This window comes from Aquimarina rhabdastrellae (assembly GCA_947387485.1).
Lineage (GTDB): Bacteria > Bacteroidota > Bacteroidia > Flavobacteriales > Flavobacteriaceae > Aquimarina.
Genome location: CANDNT010000002.1, coordinates 226357 through 245234 on the forward strand (window position 1 = coordinate 226357; position 18878 = coordinate 245234).

An 18878-nucleotide genomic window follows, 5' to 3' on the forward strand; every position below is an offset into this window, starting at 1 on the left:
TTTGAAATTTTTAACCTACATATTCTTAGCCATCTTTGGTATTAGCTGTAGTTCTGACAAAGAGACTTATATGCCTATTTCGTCTAATCCTGCCTTAGAATTTACAGTACCATCAAACTTTCCAGAACCTACATACAATATGGCTTTAAATCCGCCTACAGAAAAAGGGTTTGAATTAGGAAAAAAATTATTTTATGATGGTAAACTTGCCTCAGATGGTGTAGTTTCTTGTGGATTTTGTCATATACAAGATTTTGCCTTTACACATCACACACATATAGTAAGTCATGGTGTAGATGGTGCCTTGGGTACTCGCAATGCTCAACCGCTACATAATCTTGCTTTTCAAAAAGAATTTACTTGGGACGGTGCTGCTGCACATTTAGATTTACAACCTGTAATTCCTATCACAGCAGAAGTCGAAATGAATGAAACTTTTTCAAATATCATTTCAAAACTACAACAAGATCCGTCTTACGTAACTCTTTTTTCTCAAGCATTTAAAGATCAACAAATCAATGCCGATAATATATTAAAAGCGCTATCTCAATTTATGATCATGATGGTTTCTTCTAATGCTAAATACGATAAAATAGAAAGAAACGAAGGAGCTGTTTTTACAGATTCCGAAGCTAGAGGTTTTGAACTTTTTAAGACCAAATGTGCTAATTGTCATCAAGGAACCTTGTTTACAGATCAGTCATATCGCAATAACGGACTCCCTATTGATCCTCAATACAACGATATAGGTAGAAAACGAGTTACAGGCTTAGATACTGATATTTATAAATTTAAAGTACCTAATCTTCGTAATATTGAAGTTACTTTTCCTTATATGCATGATGGTCGTTTTAAGACCTTACCAGACGTATTAGATCATTATAGCGACGGAATGGTTAATTCTGAAACTTTAGACCCTTTCTTTAAACAAGGAGATACGGTTATTGGTATTCCTATGACAGACTCAGAAAAAGAAGACATCATAGCTTTTCTAAAAACATTAACAGATGATAGCTTTATAGCAGATGATCGTTTTTCAGAATTCTAGTTTCATTATTTCATCTTAGCAGACAAAACTTACATTATACCTGAGTTTAATATTACTTTCTTATCAATATTAAACTCAGGTAAAGAATGATTTCCAAAAGGATTAATCGTTTATTTCAATAGTAGTATTGATTTTAATTATACCTCCATATAATAGAATAATGTTAGGTTACGTGCATAAAACCTACTTATGTAGTATATTTGCGCATAATTTAGAATTAATCTATTAATAATCAAGTATGATTAAGGTTTCTGATATAGCTAAAAAGAAAATCATTGAGCTCATGAATGACGATGGATTTGACACTACAACAGACTATGTTCGTGTAGGTGTTAAGAGTGGTGGTTGCTCAGGTTTATCTTATGATTTAAAATTTGATAAAAATCAAGAAGAAGGAGATAAAGTTTTTGAAGACAATGATGTTCGTATCGTTGTTAATAAGAAAAGCTTTTTATATCTCGTTGGGACTACACTAGAATATTCTGGTGGTCTTAACGGAACAGGATTTGTATTTAATAACCCTAATGCAAGTAGGACTTGTGGATGTGGTGAAAGTTTTTCACTATAATTTTAATTGAATATTTCGAAAGGTATTCGGAAGAAAGAAGATGGCATATACTGAAGACGATTTAAAGAAGGAATTAGAAACTAAGGAATACGAGTACGGATTTTATACAGACATAGAATCTGAAACTTTTCCCGTAGGTTTAAATGAAGATATTATTCGCGCAATTTCTAAAAAGAAAGAAGAGCCCGAGTGGATGACCGAATGGCGATTAGATGCTTTTCGTATTTGGGAAAAAATGGAAGAACCAGAATGGGCTAATGTAACATATCAAAAACCTGATTTTCAAAATATCTCTTATTATTCTGCACCAAACAAAAAACCTAAGTACAATAGCTTAGATGAAGTGGATCCAGAATTATTAGAAACATTTAAAAAGTTAGGGATTTCGTTAGACGAACAAAAGAAACTTGCTGGTGTAGCTGTTGATATTGTAATGGATTCTGTATCTGTAGCAACTACATTTAAAGAAACTCTAGCAGAAAAAGGGATTATTTTCTGTTCAATTTCTGAAGCTATAAAAGAACATCCAGAATTAGTAAAAAAATACATAGGAACTATCGTTCCTAAAAAAGATAACTTTTATGCAGCTTTAAACTCGGCTGTATTTAGTGACGGATCTTTCTGTTATATACCTAAAGGTGTACGTTGTCCAATGGAACTGTCTACTTATTTTAGAATTAACCAAGCAGGGACAGGTCAATTTGAGCGTACCTTAGTAATCGCAGACGAAGGTAGTTATGTAAGTTATCTTGAAGGATGTACAGCACCTTCTCGTGATGAAAATCAACTACATGCTGCAGTTGTAGAATTAATTGCTCTTGATGATGCAGAAATAAAATATTCTACAGTACAAAACTGGTATCCTGGTAATGCAGAAGGAGAAGGAGGAGTTTTCAACTTTGTTACAAAACGTGGACTTTGTGAAACCAATGCTAAGATCTCTTGGACTCAAGTAGAAACAGGATCTGCAGTTACATGGAAATATCCTTCTTGTGTACTTAAAGGAGATAACTCTGTAGGAGAATTTTACTCAATCGCAGTAACTAATAATTATCAGCAGGCAGATACAGGTACTAAAATGATTCATTTAGGGAAGAATACAAAAAGTACTATTATCTCAAAGGGAATATCTGCTGGTAAATCACAAAACAGTTACCGTGGTTTAGTTCAAATTAATAGCAAAGCAAAAAATGCACGTAACTTCTCTCAATGTGATTCTTTATTAATGGGTAATGAATGTGGAGCACATACATTTCCTTATATAGAAGCTAGTAACAAAACAGCACAAATTGAGCACGAAGCTACTACGAGTAAAATTGGAGAAGATCAAATCTTCTACTGTAATCAAAGGGGAATCGATACAGAAAAAGCAATTGCATTAATTGTAAATGGATTTAGTAAAGAAGTTCTAAACAAATTACCAATGGAGTTTGCTGTAGAAGCACAAAAATTATTGGAAATTTCGTTAGAAGGTTCTGTAGGATAAACTAAACTAACATACAATTGAAAATGAAAAAATTAGCACTATTGTCTGCTGTTGCCCTCAGCATCGTTGCTTGTAAAAATGATGCCAAGGAAGAAGCAAAACCTGTACAAGAAACAACGGAGAATGTCGTAGAAGTCATTCAAAAACCTGAAGTTAAGTTATATACTTTTGACGGAGGTCATATTAAAGTTAATAACCTAAATTTATTTGCTCAAGGTGATACTTATAAAGGAGAAACTATTGATTTAGCCAATGCTTTTTATGTAATTAAACACCCCAAAGGAAATTTATTATGGGATGCTGGTCTACCAGAGAATCTCGTAGGTCAAGAACCTTATACTTCTCCTGATAAAGCTTTTACTGTAACACGTAAAGATTCTATTGTAAATCAATTAAATAAAATTGATCTTAAACCTAGTGATGTTAATTATATAGCATTTTCTCACTTACACTTTGATCATACTGGACCTGCAAATCATTTTGCAGATGCTACATGGTTAGTACAACAACCAGAATATGAATTTTCTCAAGGTGAAGAAATTAAATCAAATGGATTCTATTCTGTTGATGCTATAGCAAAATTAAATAAAGTACAACAACTTCATGGTGATCATGATGTTTTTGGTGATGGTACCGTAATCATAAAATCAATGCCTGGTCATACACCTGGTCATCAAGTTTTATTTTTAAACTTAACCAATAATGGTCCTATCCTACTTTCTGGAGATTTATATCATTTTGGAAAAAACAGAACAGGTAAAATTGTTCCGCAATTCAATCATGATATTCCTGAAACAGAAAAAAGTATCGCTAAGTTTGAAGATTTTGCAAAACAAAATAATGCAAAAGTATATATTCAACACGAAGTAACTGATTTTGCTAAAATGCCTAAGGCACCAAAATATATGAACTAATTATGAAAAAGATACTTTTAATTCTATTAGTAAGTGTAATCACTTTCGCTTGCAAAAACGAAACAAAACCTGCTTCAGAAACAGAAGAAGGACAAGTATTTAGAGGTGAATTTATTTATACTGATAACGCCGCAGTATTAAAAGGAAAAGACTTTTTATATGGAGTTCAATTGGATGCTAAAGCAAAAGAATTAGCAAATAAAACTAAGCCATTACAAAGAGAAGAATATGATATGGTTCCTGTTGTTATCAAAGGAATCTTAAAAGATAATCCTAACGAAGGTTGGGAGAAAATTGTAGCTATTACTGAAATTGTAGGAGTAAGTGCTCCTACTGCAGAACTAGTTACCAAAGTAAAATCTTCTGTAACAGAAGAAGAAACAACAAATACAACCTCAGAAACTAAGCCTGCTGAGTAAAGAAAAAAGGCAAAGAAAAGAATAACCTAATCCTATTGTAATAAGGGATACAACGATAGATTAAAAATGTTAGAAATTAAGGATATCCACGCAAGTGTAGAAGGAAAAGAGATTTTAAAAGGTCTTAACCTAAAAGTAAATGCAGGAGAAGTTCACGCAATCATGGGGCCTAATGGTGCCGGAAAAAGTACGTTAGCGAGTGTTATTGCTGGTAAAGAAGATTATGAAGTAACTCAAGGTAATATCCTTCTTGAAGGAGAGGATATCGAAGAATTAGCTATCGAAGAACGTGCACATAAAGGTATTTTCTTATCATTTCAGTACCCAGTAGAGATTCCTGGTGTAACTGTTACTAATTTTATGAAAACTGCGATTAATGAAACTCGTAAAGCAAAAGGTCTTGAAGAAATGCCTGCAAAAGACATGCTTAAGATGATTCGTGAGAAATCAGAATTATTAGAGATTGATCGTAAATTCTTATCTCGTTCTCTTAACGAAGGATTCTCTGGAGGTGAAAAGAAACGTAACGAAATATTCCAAATGGCTATGTTAGAACCTAAGTTAGCTATTCTGGATGAAACGGATTCTGGTTTGGATATCGATGCGCTTCGTATCGTAGCAAATGGTGTAAACAAGCTAAAGAATAAAGATAACGCTGTTATCGTGATTACGCACTACCAAAGATTATTAGATTATATCGTTCCTGATTTTGTACATGTACTACACGATGGTAAAATTGTAAAGTCTGGTACAAAAGAACTAGCACTAGAGCTTGAAGAAAAAGGATACGATTGGATTAAAGACGAAGTAAAAGCATAAAAATGGATTTAAAAGATAAATTAGTATCCTCCTTTTTAGCTTTTGAAAATACTGTTGATGTAAACTCATCAATACACGATATTCGTAGCGAAGCTATCAAGAGGTTTGAACAACAAGGATTTCCTTCAAAAAAAGAAGAAGCTTGGAAATACACTTCGCTTAAAGGAGTTCTTAAACATGATTTTAGTATTTTCCCTAAAGAAGAAAATGCTTTAGAATTTAGAGATGTAAAGAAGTATTTTATCAATGATTTAGATACCTATAAAATTGTATTTATTGATGGTAAATATTCTTCTCATTTGTCTGAAACTACTCATGATAAGATTGATGTATGTTTAATGTCTGCTGCATTAACGCATGATAAGTACAAAGCTGTTATTGATAATTACTTTAATAAAGTAGCTAAACAAGATGGCTTAACTTCTTTAAATACTGCGTTTTCAAGAGAAGGAGCTTATATACATATCAGTGCTAATAAAATGGCCGATAAGCCTGTACAAATCATACATTTTTCTACAGGTAATGAAGCTGCTCAAATGTTACAACCACGTAACTTAATCATTGTAGATGAAAATTCTCATGTACAAATTATTGAGCGTCATCAAAGTTTAACAGACAATCCTGTATTGACTAATTCTGTTACAGAGATTTATGCAGATAAAAGAGCTTTTGTTGATTATTATAAAATCCAAAATGATAATGAACATGCCTCTTTAATCGATAATACCTATATAGAACAACAAACTCAAAGTGTGGTTTCTGTTCATACATTTGCTTTTGGTGGAAATATTACGCGTAATAACTTAAACTTCTATCAAAAAGGAGAACGTATAGATTCTATTCTTAATGGTGTTACTATTATAGAAAACAAACAACATGTTGATCACTATACTTTAGTACATCATACAGAGCCTAACTGTGAGAGTCATCAAGATTATAAAGGTATTTTTGACGAAAAAGCAACTGGAGTATTTAACGGTAAAATTATCGTAAATAAAGAAGCTCAAAAAACTAATGCTTTTCAATCTAATAACAATATCCTATTAAGTGATAAAGCTACTATCAATTCAAAACCTCAATTAGAGATTTTTGCAGATGATGTAAAATGTTCACATGGATGTACTATTGGTCAATTAGACGAAAAAGCATTATTCTATATGCAATCTAGAGGTATAGGCGAAAAAGAAGCTAGAGCATTATTAATGTATGCTTTTGCAAACAACATCTTAGAAAGTGTTAAAATACCTCAACTTAAGGCTAGAATCAATAAGCTTATCGCCAAAAAGCTTAATGTAGATATAGGTTTTGATCTATAATTAGCTTTAGCTATTTTAAAGTGTTATTATAAAGAAAAGGTCTAATTCAAGAAGAGTTAGACCTTTTCTCATTCTAGTCTTTAATTATTTTATAACCAAATTTGAGCAATAAAAAACTCTTTATAAGATTCATATAAACTAGCTTTTATCAAATTTCAATATCGTAACTTTGTCTCATTGAAAAAGATTGAATACATGTTAGACATACAAAAAATAAGAGCTGATTTTCCTATTTTAGAAAGAACTGTAAATGGGAAACCTCTAGTCTATTTTGACAATGCAGCAACATCTCAAACTCCTACTGTAGTTATTGATACTATTGTAGATTATTATACAAAATACAACGCCAATATACATAGAGGTGTTCACACCTTATCTCAAGAAGCAACAGATGCCTATGAGCTTGCTCGTAAAAAAGTACAGTCACATTTTAATGCCAAGCATTCTCATGAGATTATCTTAACTTCTGGTACAACACATAGTATTAATATTGTTGCTACTGGTTTTTCTGCTTTATTAGAAGCAGGTGACGAAATTATAGTATCTGCTATGGAGCACCACTCTAATATTGTTCCGTGGCAAATGCTTTGTGAGCGTACTGGAGCTATCCTTAAGGTAATTCCTATGAATCAAGATGGAGAATTATTAATGGATGCTTATGACGCGTTACTATCTAGTAAAACCAAGCTAGTTTTTACAAATCACATTTCTAATGCACTTGGTACAATTAATCCTATAGAAGAGATTATTACCAAAGCGCATCAACATGGTGCAGTAGTATTAATTGATGGGGCTCAAGCTTGTCCTCATGTTAAACCTGATGTTCAAGCATTGGATGTTGATTTTTATGTAGCTTCTGCACATAAATTATGCGGCCCTACTGGTGTAGGTTTACTATACGGTAAAGAAGAATGGTTAAATAAACTACCTCCTTATCAAGGTGGTGGTGAGATGATCGATCAAGTTACTTTTGAAAAAACAACCTATGCTGGATTACCTCATAAGTTTGAAGCTGGTACGCCTAATATTTGTGGTGGAATTGCTTTTGGAGCAGCTTTGGATTATATGAATGCTATTGGTTTTGATGAAATAGCTGCCTATGAAAATGAATTGTTAGCTTATGGTACACAAAAATTACTTGAGATCGAAGGTTTAAAAATCTATGGTACTGCTAAACAAAAAACATCGGTTATCTCGTTTAATATAGAAAATATTCATCCATATGACATTGGTTCGATAGTTGATAAACTAGGAGTAGCTGTTCGTACCGGGCATCACTGTGCACAACCTATTATGGATTTTTATAACATACCAGGTACAGTTCGTGCTTCTTTTGCTTTCTATAATACCAAAGAAGAAATTGATATTTTGGTCGAAGCTGTTAAAAAAGCAAAGATGATGTTAAGCTAAAAATATTATAGATAGTTCTTATACACTTTACACTTATTATATGATTATGAAAAAATTAGTTTTCTTATGTTTTTTATTACCTCTTTTAAGTTCTTGTAAAGCCTTAAGAACTATCTATATTGCTCATTATACCGTAGATTGTCAAGGTGTCGCACCTCAAAAATGTATGTTAGTAAAAGAAAGCCTAGAAAATGATTGGACAAACTTTTATGACACTATAGATGGCTTTTCTTATGAAGAAGGTTATGAATACCAACTCGAAGTCGAAGTTTCTAAAATAGCCAACCCTCCTGCAGATGCTTCAGCACTACGTTATACTTTAAAAAGAATTATTTCAAAAACACAGCAACAACTTCCGTTAGAAATAGAATATTCTGCTATAACTAGAGGTTTTAATCTTAATTTAAAAATCAATAAAGAACACTGTTTAATCACAAGAAAAAATTTAGCGAAAGCTCCTATCAAACTTAAAAAAGAAACTATACATTGGCAACGTATTCAAAATATTGTAAGGGCTATTAATTTACCTGAGATAAAAAACTTAAAATCACCTACAACAGAGCGTTTTTATGATGCTGCTGCCATTGCTGCTGTAGTAATTAAAAAAGGAGACTCTACTTATACTTCTAGTTCTTTTGATCATGGTACTCCTCCTAAAGCGCTTCAACAATTAATGGATGAACTGTCTCTATATTTAAGAGATTAGCCTATTATCACTCTTTATTTATACAATTAACGTTTGATTCACAGTGTTTCCTTAATTAGAATTTGTTAAGGGATATGAGTTATTGTATTTTTGCAGCTAAAAATTAAGTGCATGTCTATACGAGAATTACAAGAAGAGATCATTGACGAGTTTGCTATGTTTGATGATTGGATGCAGCGTTATGAATATATGATAGAATTAGGAAAATCACTTCCTTTAATAGATGAAAAATATAAAATAGACGGAAATATTATCAAAGGGTGTCAAAGTAAGGTTTGGGTTCATGCAGAGATGAATGCAGATAACATTGTTTTTACAGCCGATAGTGATGCTATTATAACCAAAGGTATTATTGCTATTCTTATACGTGTTTTTTCTAATCAACACCCTCAAGATATTATAGATGCTAATACTGATTTTATTGACGAAATTGGTCTAAAAGAACATTTGTCTCCTACTAGAGCTAATGGTCTAGTAAGTATGATAAAGCAATTAAAAATGTATGCTATTGCTTATCAAACACAAATAAATTAAAAATTATGAGTGATAACATATCCATCGATACAAATGAATTAGGAGATAAAATAGTACGTGTATTAAAAACTATTTTTGATCCAGAAATTCCTGTAGATATATACGAGTTAGGTTTAATCTATGATGTTTTTGTTAACGAAAACTATGATGTTAAAATATTAATGACATTAACAACGCCTAATTGTCCTGTAGCAGAAACATTGCCTGTAGAAGTAGAAGAAAAAGTAAAATCTATTGATGCTGTAAATGATGCCGAGGTAGAAATTACTTTTGATCCTCCATGGACTCAAGACCTAATGAGCGAAGAAGCTAAATTAGAATTAGGAATGCTATAATTATATTATCATGGCAGACGAAATTATTAATAGAGTAGCCAATAATCAAAAATTAGTCTCTTTTGACCTTGAAGAATATTACCCTAAAGGTCAAAGAGTTCTTTTTGATATTAAAGATTGGTTATATGAAGGTCTTATTCTTAGAGAAAAAGATTTTAGAGCAAAGGTAGCTCAACATGATTGGTCTCAATATCAAGATCACTATATAGCACTTTGTTGTTCTAGCGATGCTATAATACCTGGTTGGGCCTATTTATTACTTACTTCTCAATTAATTCCGTATACAAAAAAAGTAGTAGTAGGTACATTAGATCACTTAGAAACTATACTTTATAACGAAATAATTACTACCTTAGATACTACAACATATAAGGATAAACTTGTGATCATTAAAGGATGCTCTAATAAACCTGTTCCAGAAGGAGCATATATAGCCCTTATCCAAAAGTTACAACCTATTGCAAAAAGTATTATGTATGGTGAGGCTTGCTCGTCAGTACCATTATACAAACGTAAATAAATTCCCCCTTGATCGATTGATTGCGCTTTTTATCGAATTTGTGATTTTATACTATTAGCTTTTTAATTATTAGAAACAACTTAATCTATATTTGCTGCCGCAAAAAAATCCAAAACAATATGAAAAAAATAGTACTATCATTAGCGTTATTTGTTGGTGCATTTACTAGTTATGCACAAGAAGCTACAACAGAAGAAGGTCCTAAAGATGGATGGACAAAACAAGGAAACATTGCCTTTTTATTAAATCAATCTGCTTTTAATAATGATTGGCTAGGAGGAGGAACTTCTAATATTGCAGGTAACTTTTCTCTTTCATATGATTTCAATTATAGAAAAGGAGCTTTTACTTGGGATAACAAAATTCTAGCTGATTATGGTTTATCAAAAACTAAGGATCAAGATTTTACAAGAAAGACCAATGACCGTTTTGAACTTAACTCTTTAGCTGGAAAGCAATTAAAAGATTCTAACTGGTATGTATCTTTCTTCTTAAATTTTAGAACTCAATTTGACAAAGGATTCGTATTTGGTGAAGATGCTCAAGGTAACGAAACAAGAACCGAAACTACGCATATCTTCTCTCCTGCATATTTACAGTTTGGTCCTGGTATGTTATGGAAAAAGAGCGATAACTTAAAAGTAAACATCGCTCCTGCTACTGCAAAATTCGTATTTGTAGATAAAGATTTTACTAGAGTTGATACTACTGTTCCGGGTGCATTAGATGCTTATGTTCCTTATTTTGGTGTAGATGCTAATGAATCTTCACGTTTTGAGTTTGGTGCTGCTTTAAATGCTTATGCCAAATTTGAAATCATGAAAAATGTATCTATGGAAAACATCTTGAACTTATATTCTAACTATCTAGAAGATCCTCAAAATGTTGATGTTGACTATACTGCTAATATTGTAATGACTATCAATAAGTATTTATCTACAAACTTAACATTCCAAGCTATTTATGATGATAATGCTGTTAAAGCTTGGCAGATTAGAGAAGTATTTGGTTTAGGAATCAACTATGGTTTTTAATAACTAACACATTTATATAAACTAAAGGGATTGCTTATAGGTAATCCCTTTTTTTATAAGAAATTTCTTTCATTTTACAACTTCTTAAAAGTAATTAAGTCTTTATGTTTGTAATTGAAAACATAAAGTATCTATGAGAAAAATTGTATCCGGCTTACTTATAGGTTTATGTACTATAAGTTTACATGCTAATGATAAAAACTTAGGCAAAAAAGATTCTTTAATCTATTGGAAACAAAAAGGGAAGTTTTCTTTAGTATTTAATCAAGCTGCCTTTAATAGAAATTGGCAAGGTGGTGGAAGCTCAAACGTAGCAGGAAACACGACTGTCAATTATGAATTATTTCACAAAAACCACGGCTTTACATGGGAAAACAAATTTTTAGCCGATTTTGGTTTAACCTTTATCAAAGGCGAAGATTTTGTTAGAAAAACTAACGACCGTGTTGAATTAGAAACCCGTTTAGGTCATCGTATTAACAACGGTAATTGGAACTATTCTTATTTTACCAATTTTAAATCTCAATTCGCTATTGGGTATCGTTTTGACAAAAGCGAAGAATCAGAAGAGATCATTCGTACAGAAGAAACTCACTTCTTCTCTCCTGCTACTATACAAGCTGGTCCAGGTTTATTATGGAAAAAAAACGATAATTTTAATTTTAACTTAGCACCAGTAACTGCACGTATGATTTTTGTAGATGATAAATTTACATCTACTCCAGAGTATGTTGATGGTAGTTATTTTGGAGTTGGTACAGGAAAAAATTCTAGATTCGAATTTGGAGGGCATTTAAACGCTTATTTCAAATTTAAGGTAATGGAAGATATTACTATGGAGAACAAGCTTAATTTATACTCAAATTACATTGAGGAGCCTCTTAATGTAGACATTGATTATACCACAAATGTCAATCTCACTGTTAACAAATACATTTCTGGTAGTTTGGTCTTTCAAGCTATTTATAATGATAACGCCTCTAGAGGATTTCAAATACGAGAAATCATAGGTATAGGTTTAAACTATACTTTATAACTATAAAAAAAGGCTTTAGAATTATAAATTTTCTAAAGCCTTTTTGATCTTATTCTTCACTTCCTTCTTCATACATAATTTCTGGATATAAGAAATTATTATAAGGAAAACGTGTTACATGTATATCTCTAACTTCTTTGTATACTCTATTTCTAAAGGTATCCATGTTTTCTTTTTTGGTAGCCGAAATAAATAAGGCACTATCCCCTATTCTATTCATCCATGTTTGCTTCCATTCTTCTAGCGTATAATGTGCTTTGGTACGTTCTGTCACCAGATCATCTTCGGCTATTTCTTCGTGTTTATAAGCATCTATCTTATTAAACACCATAATAGTTCGTTTATCTGTACTATCAATCTCTTTCAAGATATTATTTACAGAGGCAATATGATCTTCAAACTGTGGATGGGAGATGTCAACTACATGTAATAATAAATCTGCTTCTCTCACCTCATCAAGAGTACTTTTAAAACTTTCTACTAACTGTGTAGGTAACTTACGAATAAACCCTACAGTATCACTCAATAAAAATGGTAAGTTACCTATTACTACTTTACGTACTGTAGTATCTAGTGTGGCAAATAATTTATTCTCTGCAAATACTTCACTTTTTGCGATTACATTCATTAATGTTGATTTACCTACATTAGTATACCCCACTAATGCCACTCTCACTAATTTACCACGATTACCTCGCTGCGTAGCCATTTGCTTATCTATCGTTAATAGCTTTTTCTTTAATAATGCTATACGATCTCTTACTATACGTCTATCTGTCTCAATCTCTGTTTCTCCTGGTCCACGCATACCTATACCTCCTCGTTGACGTTCAAGGTGAGTCCACATTCCTGTTAATCTAGGTAGTAAATATTGATATTGAGCTAATTCAACTTGTGTACGTGCATAACTTGTTTGTGCTCTTTGAGCAAAAATATCTAGAATCAAATTTGTTCTATCTATGATTTTTGCTTTAAGTATCTTTTCTATATTACGTTGTTGTGCAGGACTCAATTCATCATCAAAAACTACTGTACCTATATCGTGTTGCTCTACATAAGCTTGAACCTCTTCCATCTTACCCGTTCCTATAAACGTCTTTGAATTGGGCATGTCCATCTTTTGTGTAAAACGCTTTACAACCTCTCCTCCTGCTGTATATGTAAGAAATTCTAATTCGTCTAGAAACTCATTTAATTTTTCTTCATTCTGACTTCTAGTTATAATTCCTATTAATATGGCTTTTTCGTATGCTATCTCTTTTTTTTCTAACATAAACTTCTATATCGTTTTTTCCTCCTTCAATAGTATAAAGGGAGTACTCACAACCATCTTGTGAGTACAATTAATCTACAAAGGTACAACATTGTATGCTTATGAATTCGTACTTTGCACATTCATTATTTATTTTTTGTATATGTCACATTCTATTTACAGAACAAAAAAAATCACAAATCTATTTACTGTTGCTTTTTATAATCTAGAGAATCTTTTTGATATCCATAATGATCCTAAAATAAGAGATACTGATTTTCTTCCCAACTCTGAAAAAAACTGGCATATCAAACGCTATGAAAAAAAAATCTTCAAATTAGGAACTACTATTTCTAATATAGGTTTTGCTAGATCAGGTAAGTCTCCTGTTCTTGTTGGTGTAGCCGAAATTGAAAATAGACAAGTTCTCGAAGATCTTATACATTCTAAACATCTTAAAAATAAGAGTTACGATATTGTTCATTATGACTCTCCAGATGAACGCGGTATCGATGTAGCTCTACTATATCAAAAGAATCATTTTACAGTATTACACTCAGAAAGTATACCTGTTTATATTACAGAACCTAATGGCGAAAGGGACTATACTCGTGATATTTTATGGGTTGAAGGTATGATGCATAATGAGAAAATGCATATTCTAGTCAATCATTGGCCTTCTCGTAGAGATGATGCTCGTGCCTCTGAGTACAAACGTATTATTGCTGCTGAAAGAAATAGAGAACTGATTACTCAAATACTTGAAGAAGATCCTCATGCAAAAATTATCATCATGGGTGATTTTAATGATGATCCTAGTAATACTAGTATTAAAAAGCATTTAATAGGTCCTGAATTATTTAATCCTATGGAACGTTTACATACGAGACATCAGGGTAGTTTGAGCTATAGAGATAGATGGAATTTATTTGATCAAATAATTTTTAGTCACAACTTTCATCAATATAAAAAAGATACACACACCTTTTCTGATGCAAAGATCTTTGATAAAGATTTCTTAAGGCAACATAAAGGTCGTTACAAAGGAACTCCTTTTCGTACTTATGTAGGTAAAAAATATCACGGTGGTTATAGTGATCATTTTCCAGTATTTGTACAACTAAAACTTAATTCATAAAAAAAGAGACTCTTGAAGAGTCTCTTTTTTTATGATAAATATTATTACGTCTTGAAATAGCATTACAAAATGTGTAATACTTATTTAGGACTAGTCATATTATCTCTATTTTTTGAATTCTTTTTTCAATTCTGCTATAGTATATACATGACTAGCTATCATCTGAAAATTAATCACAGCAGCTTCATAAGCATCCATATTAGGTAAGATTGCTCCTGCAGTAGCATCTTTTACCACAGCAACTCTAAATCCTTGCTCTACTAACTCTCTCATATGTGATTCTGTACATAAGTTTGCAGACATTCCTGCAAGAATTACATTATTAATTCCTCTTTTTCTTAATTGTAATACTAGATCATTTGTATCTGGTCCATATACTTTATGTGGACTTGTAATAACTATATTATCTCCTTTAAGGTACTTTTTGTAACGATCTAACCAATCTGCTCCAGATCCTTCAAAACCATCTACAGATAATGACCCTTTTCGATCAAACATATTAATTTTATGCATTAATGCTTCTAAAGAACCTTCTATTTCCCATTTGTGATCATGAGGGAAATAATAATGAGGAGAAACAAATGTTAGCATATCATTCTTCTTTGCTAATTTAAATAAGGTCTCGAGATTTTCTACTGTATTATTCTTTGTTACACTTTCTCCTACTACTCCCCAAGCTACTCCTTCTGGGCTTAAAAAATCATTCTGTGGATCAGTTATAACAATTGCTGTATGTTCGTCTATAGTAAACCCTGGATCTGGTAATTGCGCAAAAGCACTGTTTGTTAAAGAAATGATTGCTCCTAATGCTAAAAAAATCTTTTTCATAATGTGTTACTTTAATTATTCAGGACAAAATTGCTGTAATAATCAAAGGCAATACATGGACAAAAGTTCTTTAGTATTGGATTATTTTCCTCTTTTAAGAAGATTTGTATTCTGATTTAAAATTTAAAGGTGATTTACCTACAGCTTTAGTAAAAAATCTAGAGAAATACGCTGGGTCTTCATACCCTAAATCATATGCTATTTCTTTAATATTTTTGTCTGTATATATTAATGCTCTTTTGGATTCTAGAATAATCCTCTCTTTGATAATTGTACTCGGACTCGATGTTCCTATACGTTGAAGATGTTTTGTCAAAGATTTTGAAGTAATCCCCAATCGTTCTGCATAGGCAGAAACACTATGCATTTTCTTATAGTTTTGTTCTACTAATACACTAAAGTTTTTAAACACCAAAGATTCTTCCTCATCTAGTAGCATTGTGCCCTCTTTTTTTGCTCTTACAGAGAGAATAATAAACTGCTTTAAAAAAGACTGTAATAAATCATATTGAGCTGTATCTGGATGTTCAAATTCATCTATAATATTCTCTAATACTCTTCTCAATTGATTAGATACTCTTTGTTGTGGTTTTACAAACGGTGTTTCATATGTATTATTAAATAAAATACCATTACATGATATTTCTTTATCATGAGTTGCTATACAATAAAAGTCTGGTATAAAACTTAATCTACATGCTTCTTTTATAGCCTCAGATGTAATAGAAAATACTTGTCCTGGTGTCAAAAAAAACAATACTTCTCCTTCAAAACTGTATGTTTTAAAATCAATAGTATAGGTTCCTCTTCCCTCTTTGATCCAATAAATTTTGAATGCATCAACTTGTTCTGGTGCATTGATTATACACGCTTCATCAAAACTAACCAAGCTCAAACTAAAGGTAGCCTGATCTTGTTCTTTAAAATGATATGTTTTAATCAATTCTAGAGACATAAAATTTATTGTTCTATTTGTTTAATGATTGCTTTTTTAACTTCCTTTTGAATGTAATTTTTTACCTCTGCAAAAGATAATTCATACTTTCTTTCAAAATGACGGTATTCTTTTGGATACCTTACTAAAAATTGATCATAGTATTGATCTAATAAAGTTCTAGATGGCGCTTTAAATTCTAATTGTGCTTCAAATCTACGTAATATAGCCTCGTCTATACTTGTTCTAAGATTGGTTGCTGCTATAAATATCACTTCTATAGGTAGATAATCTAATTGTTGTAAAAGTACATTTACAACACGTTTCATTTCTCCACTATCACTCTCTTCTGCTGTTCTTAATTTTCCTAAAGCATCAAATTCATCAAAAAATAATACCGCATTTTCTATACTTGCTTTTTTAAATATATCTGCTATATTTTTTGCAGTTTCTCCCAGTTTTGAAGAAATAATAGTAGCTAGATTAACTATAATAATCTTTTTATCTAGATAACTTGCAATAGCTCTTGCCGTCATCGTTTTACCACAACCTGTTTTACCGTATAACAGTAGTTTATGGTGTACTGGTAAATCATATTTTCTTAACGCTTCTAGATGTTTGTACTCTTGTAAAATTTCTTGAATTTGAACTTTCAAGAAATCGTCATACATAATTTCATCTATGGCTATCTTTTCTTTATGAGTGATATATAAATTACTACGCATTCTTCTTTTCTTTTACATCCATAAACAATCTTGATAATCTGTAAACATATGAAATAGCAAACCTACACCTATGATTCTCATTCTAGGAATAAACAAAAATATGACATATACTCCTATTGCTACATAGCTATGTAATGGATGAAATCCCACACTACATCTATTGGCATCAAATATAGGATCTGCTAATAAGTGATCTAGATCGACAAGCATAGTAGCTATCATTATTAACCATGCTTTTTTCCATTGTTTCCTAAAAAAAATATAGGATAATAATCCTGGAAACAAAAAATGTAAACTATAATGAAGTATAGGTTGTATGATCATTACTCTATTTTAACTGCAATATTATAAAAAAACAAAACCCTCTCAGGTATCTGAGAGGGTTCTTTATAGTAAAAAACTAATTCTTAGTTTGCATCTATACTGATTTCATCTAACTCATATGTTCCATCTAATGCACTATCTCCACTTCCTGTATATTTGAAAGCGATGTAAATAGTACCTGTTTCACATGATAAATCAACATTTCCTGACTCGATCCAATCTCCAAAATCATCAGAATCTTGAACAATAGTAGCGTCAACTAAAACTCCCCAGTTTGCAGCAGTAATGTTAGCTTCTGTACCATCCCAATCTCTAGAGAATAATACTTGCATTTCACTACCATCAGCAAAACTATTAGAAGTCTGGAATCTTAACGTTTCTCCTTCTTGAGCATCTAAATCAATTTGTGGAGAAATTAACCAAGCTACAGTACTAGCATCTCCAGATCTGAAAGATCCTACTCTAGCAGATACTCCTAAAGAAGCGTTACCACCAGAAGCAGTATAAGCTTCCCAAGTTTCTGTACCAGCTTCGATATAGTTAGTCCATCCATTTCCAGAAATAGGTGCATTTAAAGTTTGAGATTCAAAGTCATCTGCAAAGATATTTGTAGCTCCAATTGTAGTAGCTAATCCACAAGAAATTTCATCTGGATCACAACGCTCACCACCTAAATCAACACCGTTTAAGTTATTAACAATTACAGTATAAAATTCATCTCTAAAATCTCTTGTCAAAATACCACTTACATTTCCAGCTCCTGTTGCTAATGGAACAGATTTAAAATCTGAAAAAGTACTTGTGCTTAGAACTACTGATTGTCCAGTCTCACAACTCATTAATGGTCTTTCACCATCAAAACTATCTGAAGCCTCTCCTGCATATGTAATAGTATCATCTCCTAAAGCGATATCCTTAGGGAATTGTACATTTGTTAACTGGATATATGTGTTTTCTAACTCATCAGAAAAATCTGCGATAGCAACCTCTTTTGCTACGATAGTAGCTACTTCTGATCTTCTGTAGATATAATCTGTTAATTGTGCTTCTTGTAATTGACCTACACTACTTCCATTAGCAAAACCTAAAGATACAACTCCGTTACCTTCTCCAGCGCTTAATCCATCTAATAAGATTGCTACTTTTCTACCAAACTCGTAAGTGTTGTATAAAGAAGAAACATTGATACTAACACGTATTCCAGCTGTTGGATTTTCTGCTGCATCTTGAATAATTAATTCTTCAAAGAAGTTCCCGCTCTCATCACTAGATACTACATATCCTTCAATATATAAATTAGTATTTTCAAAAGTTGTAAAACCATCTTGTGCTACAGCATCTTTAATAGCATCAATATCAGTTTTAATTAATCCTGCCGGAAGTTCTCTTCCATCTTGATTTTGAACTACAGCTGGTGTAGAAAAATCGTCATCCTGCACACAAGAGGTCACCCCTAATGTCATTAATGCAGAAAGTAAAAATATATTAAGTTTATTCGTTTTCATACTGAAAATTTTATATTGTTTTTCCTC

At 31.8% G+C, this 18878-nt stretch carries 21 protein-coding genes; 15 read left to right on the forward strand and 6 right to left on the reverse strand.

Translation table 11 applies throughout. From position 1 onward, the window contains the following. The first annotated feature begins 1 nt into the window (after position 1). The 14 genes from ACYEKI_RS05625 to ACYEKI_RS05690 all read left to right on the forward strand — a co-directional run bounded on the left by ACYEKI_RS05625 (position 2) and on the right by ACYEKI_RS05690 (position 12145). Positions 2 to 1048 (forward strand): cytochrome-c peroxidase, encoded by a 1047-nt coding sequence (locus ACYEKI_RS05625; RefSeq protein WP_459210190.1) that lies wholly within the window; start codon positions 2 to 4, stop codon positions 1046 to 1048. A gap of 238 nt (positions 1049 to 1286) precedes the next feature. Beyond that, the gene (locus tag ACYEKI_RS05630; protein WP_459210191.1) at positions 1287 to 1616 is read left to right on the forward strand and encodes a HesB/IscA family protein; all 330 of its coding nucleotides are present in this window, start codon (positions 1287 to 1289) and stop codon (positions 1614 to 1616) included. A 40-nt stretch (positions 1617 to 1656) separates the two neighbouring features. After that, complete coding sequence (sufB, locus tag ACYEKI_RS05635; protein ID WP_459210192.1) at positions 1657 to 3102, forward strand: Fe-S cluster assembly protein SufB; 1446 nt, start codon at positions 1657 to 1659, stop codon at positions 3100 to 3102. Between the two features lie 23 nt (positions 3103 to 3125). Continuing rightward, positions 3126 to 4016 carry an N-acyl homoserine lactonase family protein gene (locus ACYEKI_RS05640; protein ID WP_459210193.1) on the forward strand — a complete coding sequence of 297 codons (891 nt, stop codon included), beginning with the start codon at positions 3126 to 3128 and terminating at the stop codon, positions 4014 to 4016. A gap of 2 nt (positions 4017 to 4018) precedes the next feature. Continuing rightward, entirely contained in the window at positions 4019 to 4435 is a 417-nt protein-coding gene (locus tag ACYEKI_RS05645) for a hypothetical protein (RefSeq protein WP_459210194.1), read from the forward strand. A 66-nt stretch (positions 4436 to 4501) separates the two neighbouring features. After that, entirely contained in the window at positions 4502 to 5254 is a 753-nt protein-coding gene (sufC, locus tag ACYEKI_RS05650) for a Fe-S cluster assembly ATPase SufC (protein ID WP_459210195.1), read from the forward strand. Between the two features lie 2 nt (positions 5255 to 5256). Further along, positions 5257 to 6570, forward strand: a complete 1314-nt coding sequence (sufD, locus tag ACYEKI_RS05655) for a Fe-S cluster assembly protein SufD (RefSeq protein WP_459210196.1) — start codon at positions 5257 to 5259, stop codon at positions 6568 to 6570. 195 nt (positions 6571 to 6765) lie between these two features. Further along, a complete protein-coding gene (locus ACYEKI_RS05660) occupies positions 6766 to 7980 on the forward strand; it encodes an aminotransferase class V-fold PLP-dependent enzyme (RefSeq protein ID WP_459210197.1) in 1215 nt (404 codons plus the stop codon). A gap of 46 nt (positions 7981 to 8026) precedes the next feature. Next, positions 8027 to 8686 carry a DUF4377 domain-containing protein gene (locus ACYEKI_RS05665; protein WP_459210198.1) on the forward strand — a complete coding sequence of 220 codons (660 nt, stop codon included), beginning with the start codon at positions 8027 to 8029 and terminating at the stop codon, positions 8684 to 8686. Positions 8687 to 8797: 111 nt separating this feature from the next. Then, positions 8798 to 9220, forward strand: coding sequence for a SufE family protein (locus tag ACYEKI_RS05670; RefSeq protein WP_459210199.1), 423 nt, complete (start codon positions 8798 to 8800; stop codon positions 9218 to 9220). 5 nt (positions 9221 to 9225) lie between these two features. Beyond that, on the forward strand, positions 9226 to 9555 hold the full coding sequence (locus ACYEKI_RS05675; protein ID WP_459210200.1) for an SUF system Fe-S cluster assembly protein: 330 nt from the start codon (positions 9226 to 9228) through the stop codon (positions 9553 to 9555). Between the two features lie 10 nt (positions 9556 to 9565). Then, entirely contained in the window at positions 9566 to 10075 is a 510-nt protein-coding gene (locus ACYEKI_RS05680; protein WP_459210201.1) for a DUF2480 family protein, read from the forward strand. A gap of 119 nt (positions 10076 to 10194) precedes the next feature. Next, positions 10195 to 11109, forward strand: a complete 915-nt coding sequence (locus tag ACYEKI_RS05685; protein ID WP_459210202.1) for a DUF3078 domain-containing protein — start codon at positions 10195 to 10197, stop codon at positions 11107 to 11109. 133 nt (positions 11110 to 11242) lie between these two features. Then, complete coding sequence (locus ACYEKI_RS05690) at positions 11243 to 12145, forward strand: DUF3078 domain-containing protein (protein ID WP_459210203.1); 903 nt, start codon at positions 11243 to 11245, stop codon at positions 12143 to 12145. Between the two features lie 49 nt (positions 12146 to 12194). Here ACYEKI_RS05690 and hflX read toward each other — a convergent pair whose 3' ends face one another. After that, a complete protein-coding gene (gene hflX / locus ACYEKI_RS05695) occupies positions 12195 to 13418 on the reverse strand; it encodes a GTPase HflX (protein WP_459210204.1) in 1224 nt (407 codons plus the stop codon). A 142-nt stretch (positions 13419 to 13560) separates the two neighbouring features. On the opposite strand from hflX, the gene ACYEKI_RS05700 reads away from it, so the two are divergent. After that, a complete protein-coding gene (locus ACYEKI_RS05700; RefSeq protein ID WP_459210205.1) occupies positions 13561 to 14535 on the forward strand; it encodes an endonuclease/exonuclease/phosphatase family protein in 975 nt (324 codons plus the stop codon). 105 nt (positions 14536 to 14640) lie between these two features. Here ACYEKI_RS05700 and ACYEKI_RS05705 read toward each other — a convergent pair whose 3' ends face one another. The 5 genes from ACYEKI_RS05705 to ACYEKI_RS05725 all read right to left on the reverse strand — a co-directional run bounded on the left by ACYEKI_RS05705 (position 14641) and on the right by ACYEKI_RS05725 (position 18851). Next, positions 14641 to 15363 (reverse strand): cysteine hydrolase family protein, encoded by a 723-nt coding sequence (locus tag ACYEKI_RS05705; protein ID WP_459210206.1) that lies wholly within the window; start codon positions 15361 to 15363, stop codon positions 14641 to 14643. 94 nt (positions 15364 to 15457) lie between these two features. Then, positions 15458 to 16318 (reverse strand): helix-turn-helix domain-containing protein, encoded by an 861-nt coding sequence (locus ACYEKI_RS05710; protein WP_459210207.1) that lies wholly within the window; start codon positions 16316 to 16318, stop codon positions 15458 to 15460. A 5-nt stretch (positions 16319 to 16323) separates the two neighbouring features. Then, complete coding sequence (locus tag ACYEKI_RS05715; RefSeq protein ID WP_459210208.1) at positions 16324 to 17022, reverse strand: AAA family ATPase; 699 nt, start codon at positions 17020 to 17022, stop codon at positions 16324 to 16326. Between the two features lie 12 nt (positions 17023 to 17034). Further along, a complete protein-coding gene (locus tag ACYEKI_RS05720; protein ID WP_459210209.1) occupies positions 17035 to 17346 on the reverse strand; it encodes a DUF6122 family protein in 312 nt (103 codons plus the stop codon). 83 nt (positions 17347 to 17429) lie between these two features. After that, positions 17430 to 18851 (reverse strand): DUF5689 domain-containing protein, encoded by a 1422-nt coding sequence (locus ACYEKI_RS05725; RefSeq protein WP_459210210.1) that lies wholly within the window; start codon positions 18849 to 18851, stop codon positions 17430 to 17432. Positions 18852 to 18878 lie beyond the last annotated feature (27 nt).

What these genes read in the sequence shown, in the direction of transcription:
- ACYEKI_RS05630 (WP_459210191.1), top strand. Translation starts at nt 1,287, where the DNA reads ATGATTAAGGTTTCTGATATAGCTAAAAAGAAAATCATTGAGCTCATG.
- sufC (WP_459210195.1), top strand. Translation starts at nt 4,502, where the DNA reads ATGTTAGAAATTAAGGATATCCACGCAAGTGTAGAAGGAAAAGAGATT.
- ACYEKI_RS05720 (WP_459210209.1), bottom strand. Translation starts at nt 17,346, where the DNA reads ATGATCATACAACCTATACTTCATTATAGTTTACATTTTTTGTTTCCA.
- ACYEKI_RS05710 (WP_459210207.1), bottom strand. Translation starts at nt 16,318, where the DNA reads ATGTCTCTAGAATTGATTAAAACATATCATTTTAAAGAACAAGATCAG.
- ACYEKI_RS05640 (WP_459210193.1), top strand. Translation starts at nt 3,126, where the DNA reads ATGAAAAAATTAGCACTATTGTCTGCTGTTGCCCTCAGCATCGTTGCT.
- ACYEKI_RS05715 (WP_459210208.1), bottom strand. Translation starts at nt 17,022, where the DNA reads ATGCGTAGTAATTTATATATCACTCATAAAGAAAAGATAGCCATAGAT.
- sufB (WP_459210192.1), top strand. Translation starts at nt 1,657, where the DNA reads ATGGCATATACTGAAGACGATTTAAAGAAGGAATTAGAAACTAAGGAA.
- ACYEKI_RS05660 (WP_459210197.1), top strand. Translation starts at nt 6,766, where the DNA reads ATGTTAGACATACAAAAAATAAGAGCTGATTTTCCTATTTTAGAAAGA.
- ACYEKI_RS05670 (WP_459210199.1), top strand. Translation starts at nt 8,798, where the DNA reads ATGTCTATACGAGAATTACAAGAAGAGATCATTGACGAGTTTGCTATG.
- ACYEKI_RS05665 (WP_459210198.1), top strand. Translation starts at nt 8,027, where the DNA reads ATGAAAAAATTAGTTTTCTTATGTTTTTTATTACCTCTTTTAAGTTCT.
- ACYEKI_RS05645 (WP_459210194.1), top strand. Translation starts at nt 4,019, where the DNA reads ATGAAAAAGATACTTTTAATTCTATTAGTAAGTGTAATCACTTTCGCT.
- ACYEKI_RS05690 (WP_459210203.1), top strand. Translation starts at nt 11,243, where the DNA reads ATGAGAAAAATTGTATCCGGCTTACTTATAGGTTTATGTACTATAAGT.
- ACYEKI_RS05705 (WP_459210206.1), bottom strand. Translation starts at nt 15,363, where the DNA reads ATGAAAAAGATTTTTTTAGCATTAGGAGCAATCATTTCTTTAACAAAC.
- ACYEKI_RS05675 (WP_459210200.1), top strand. Translation starts at nt 9,226, where the DNA reads ATGAGTGATAACATATCCATCGATACAAATGAATTAGGAGATAAAATA.
- ACYEKI_RS05680 (WP_459210201.1), top strand. Translation starts at nt 9,566, where the DNA reads ATGGCAGACGAAATTATTAATAGAGTAGCCAATAATCAAAAATTAGTC.
- sufD (WP_459210196.1), top strand. Translation starts at nt 5,257, where the DNA reads ATGGATTTAAAAGATAAATTAGTATCCTCCTTTTTAGCTTTTGAAAAT.
- hflX (WP_459210204.1), bottom strand. Translation starts at nt 13,418, where the DNA reads ATGTTAGAAAAAAAAGAGATAGCATACGAAAAAGCCATATTAATAGGA.
- ACYEKI_RS05700 (WP_459210205.1), top strand. Translation starts at nt 13,561, where the DNA reads ATGTCACATTCTATTTACAGAACAAAAAAAATCACAAATCTATTTACT.
- ACYEKI_RS05685 (WP_459210202.1), top strand. Translation starts at nt 10,195, where the DNA reads ATGAAAAAAATAGTACTATCATTAGCGTTATTTGTTGGTGCATTTACT.
- ACYEKI_RS05725 (WP_459210210.1), bottom strand. Translation starts at nt 18,851, where the DNA reads ATGAAAACGAATAAACTTAATATATTTTTACTTTCTGCATTAATGACA.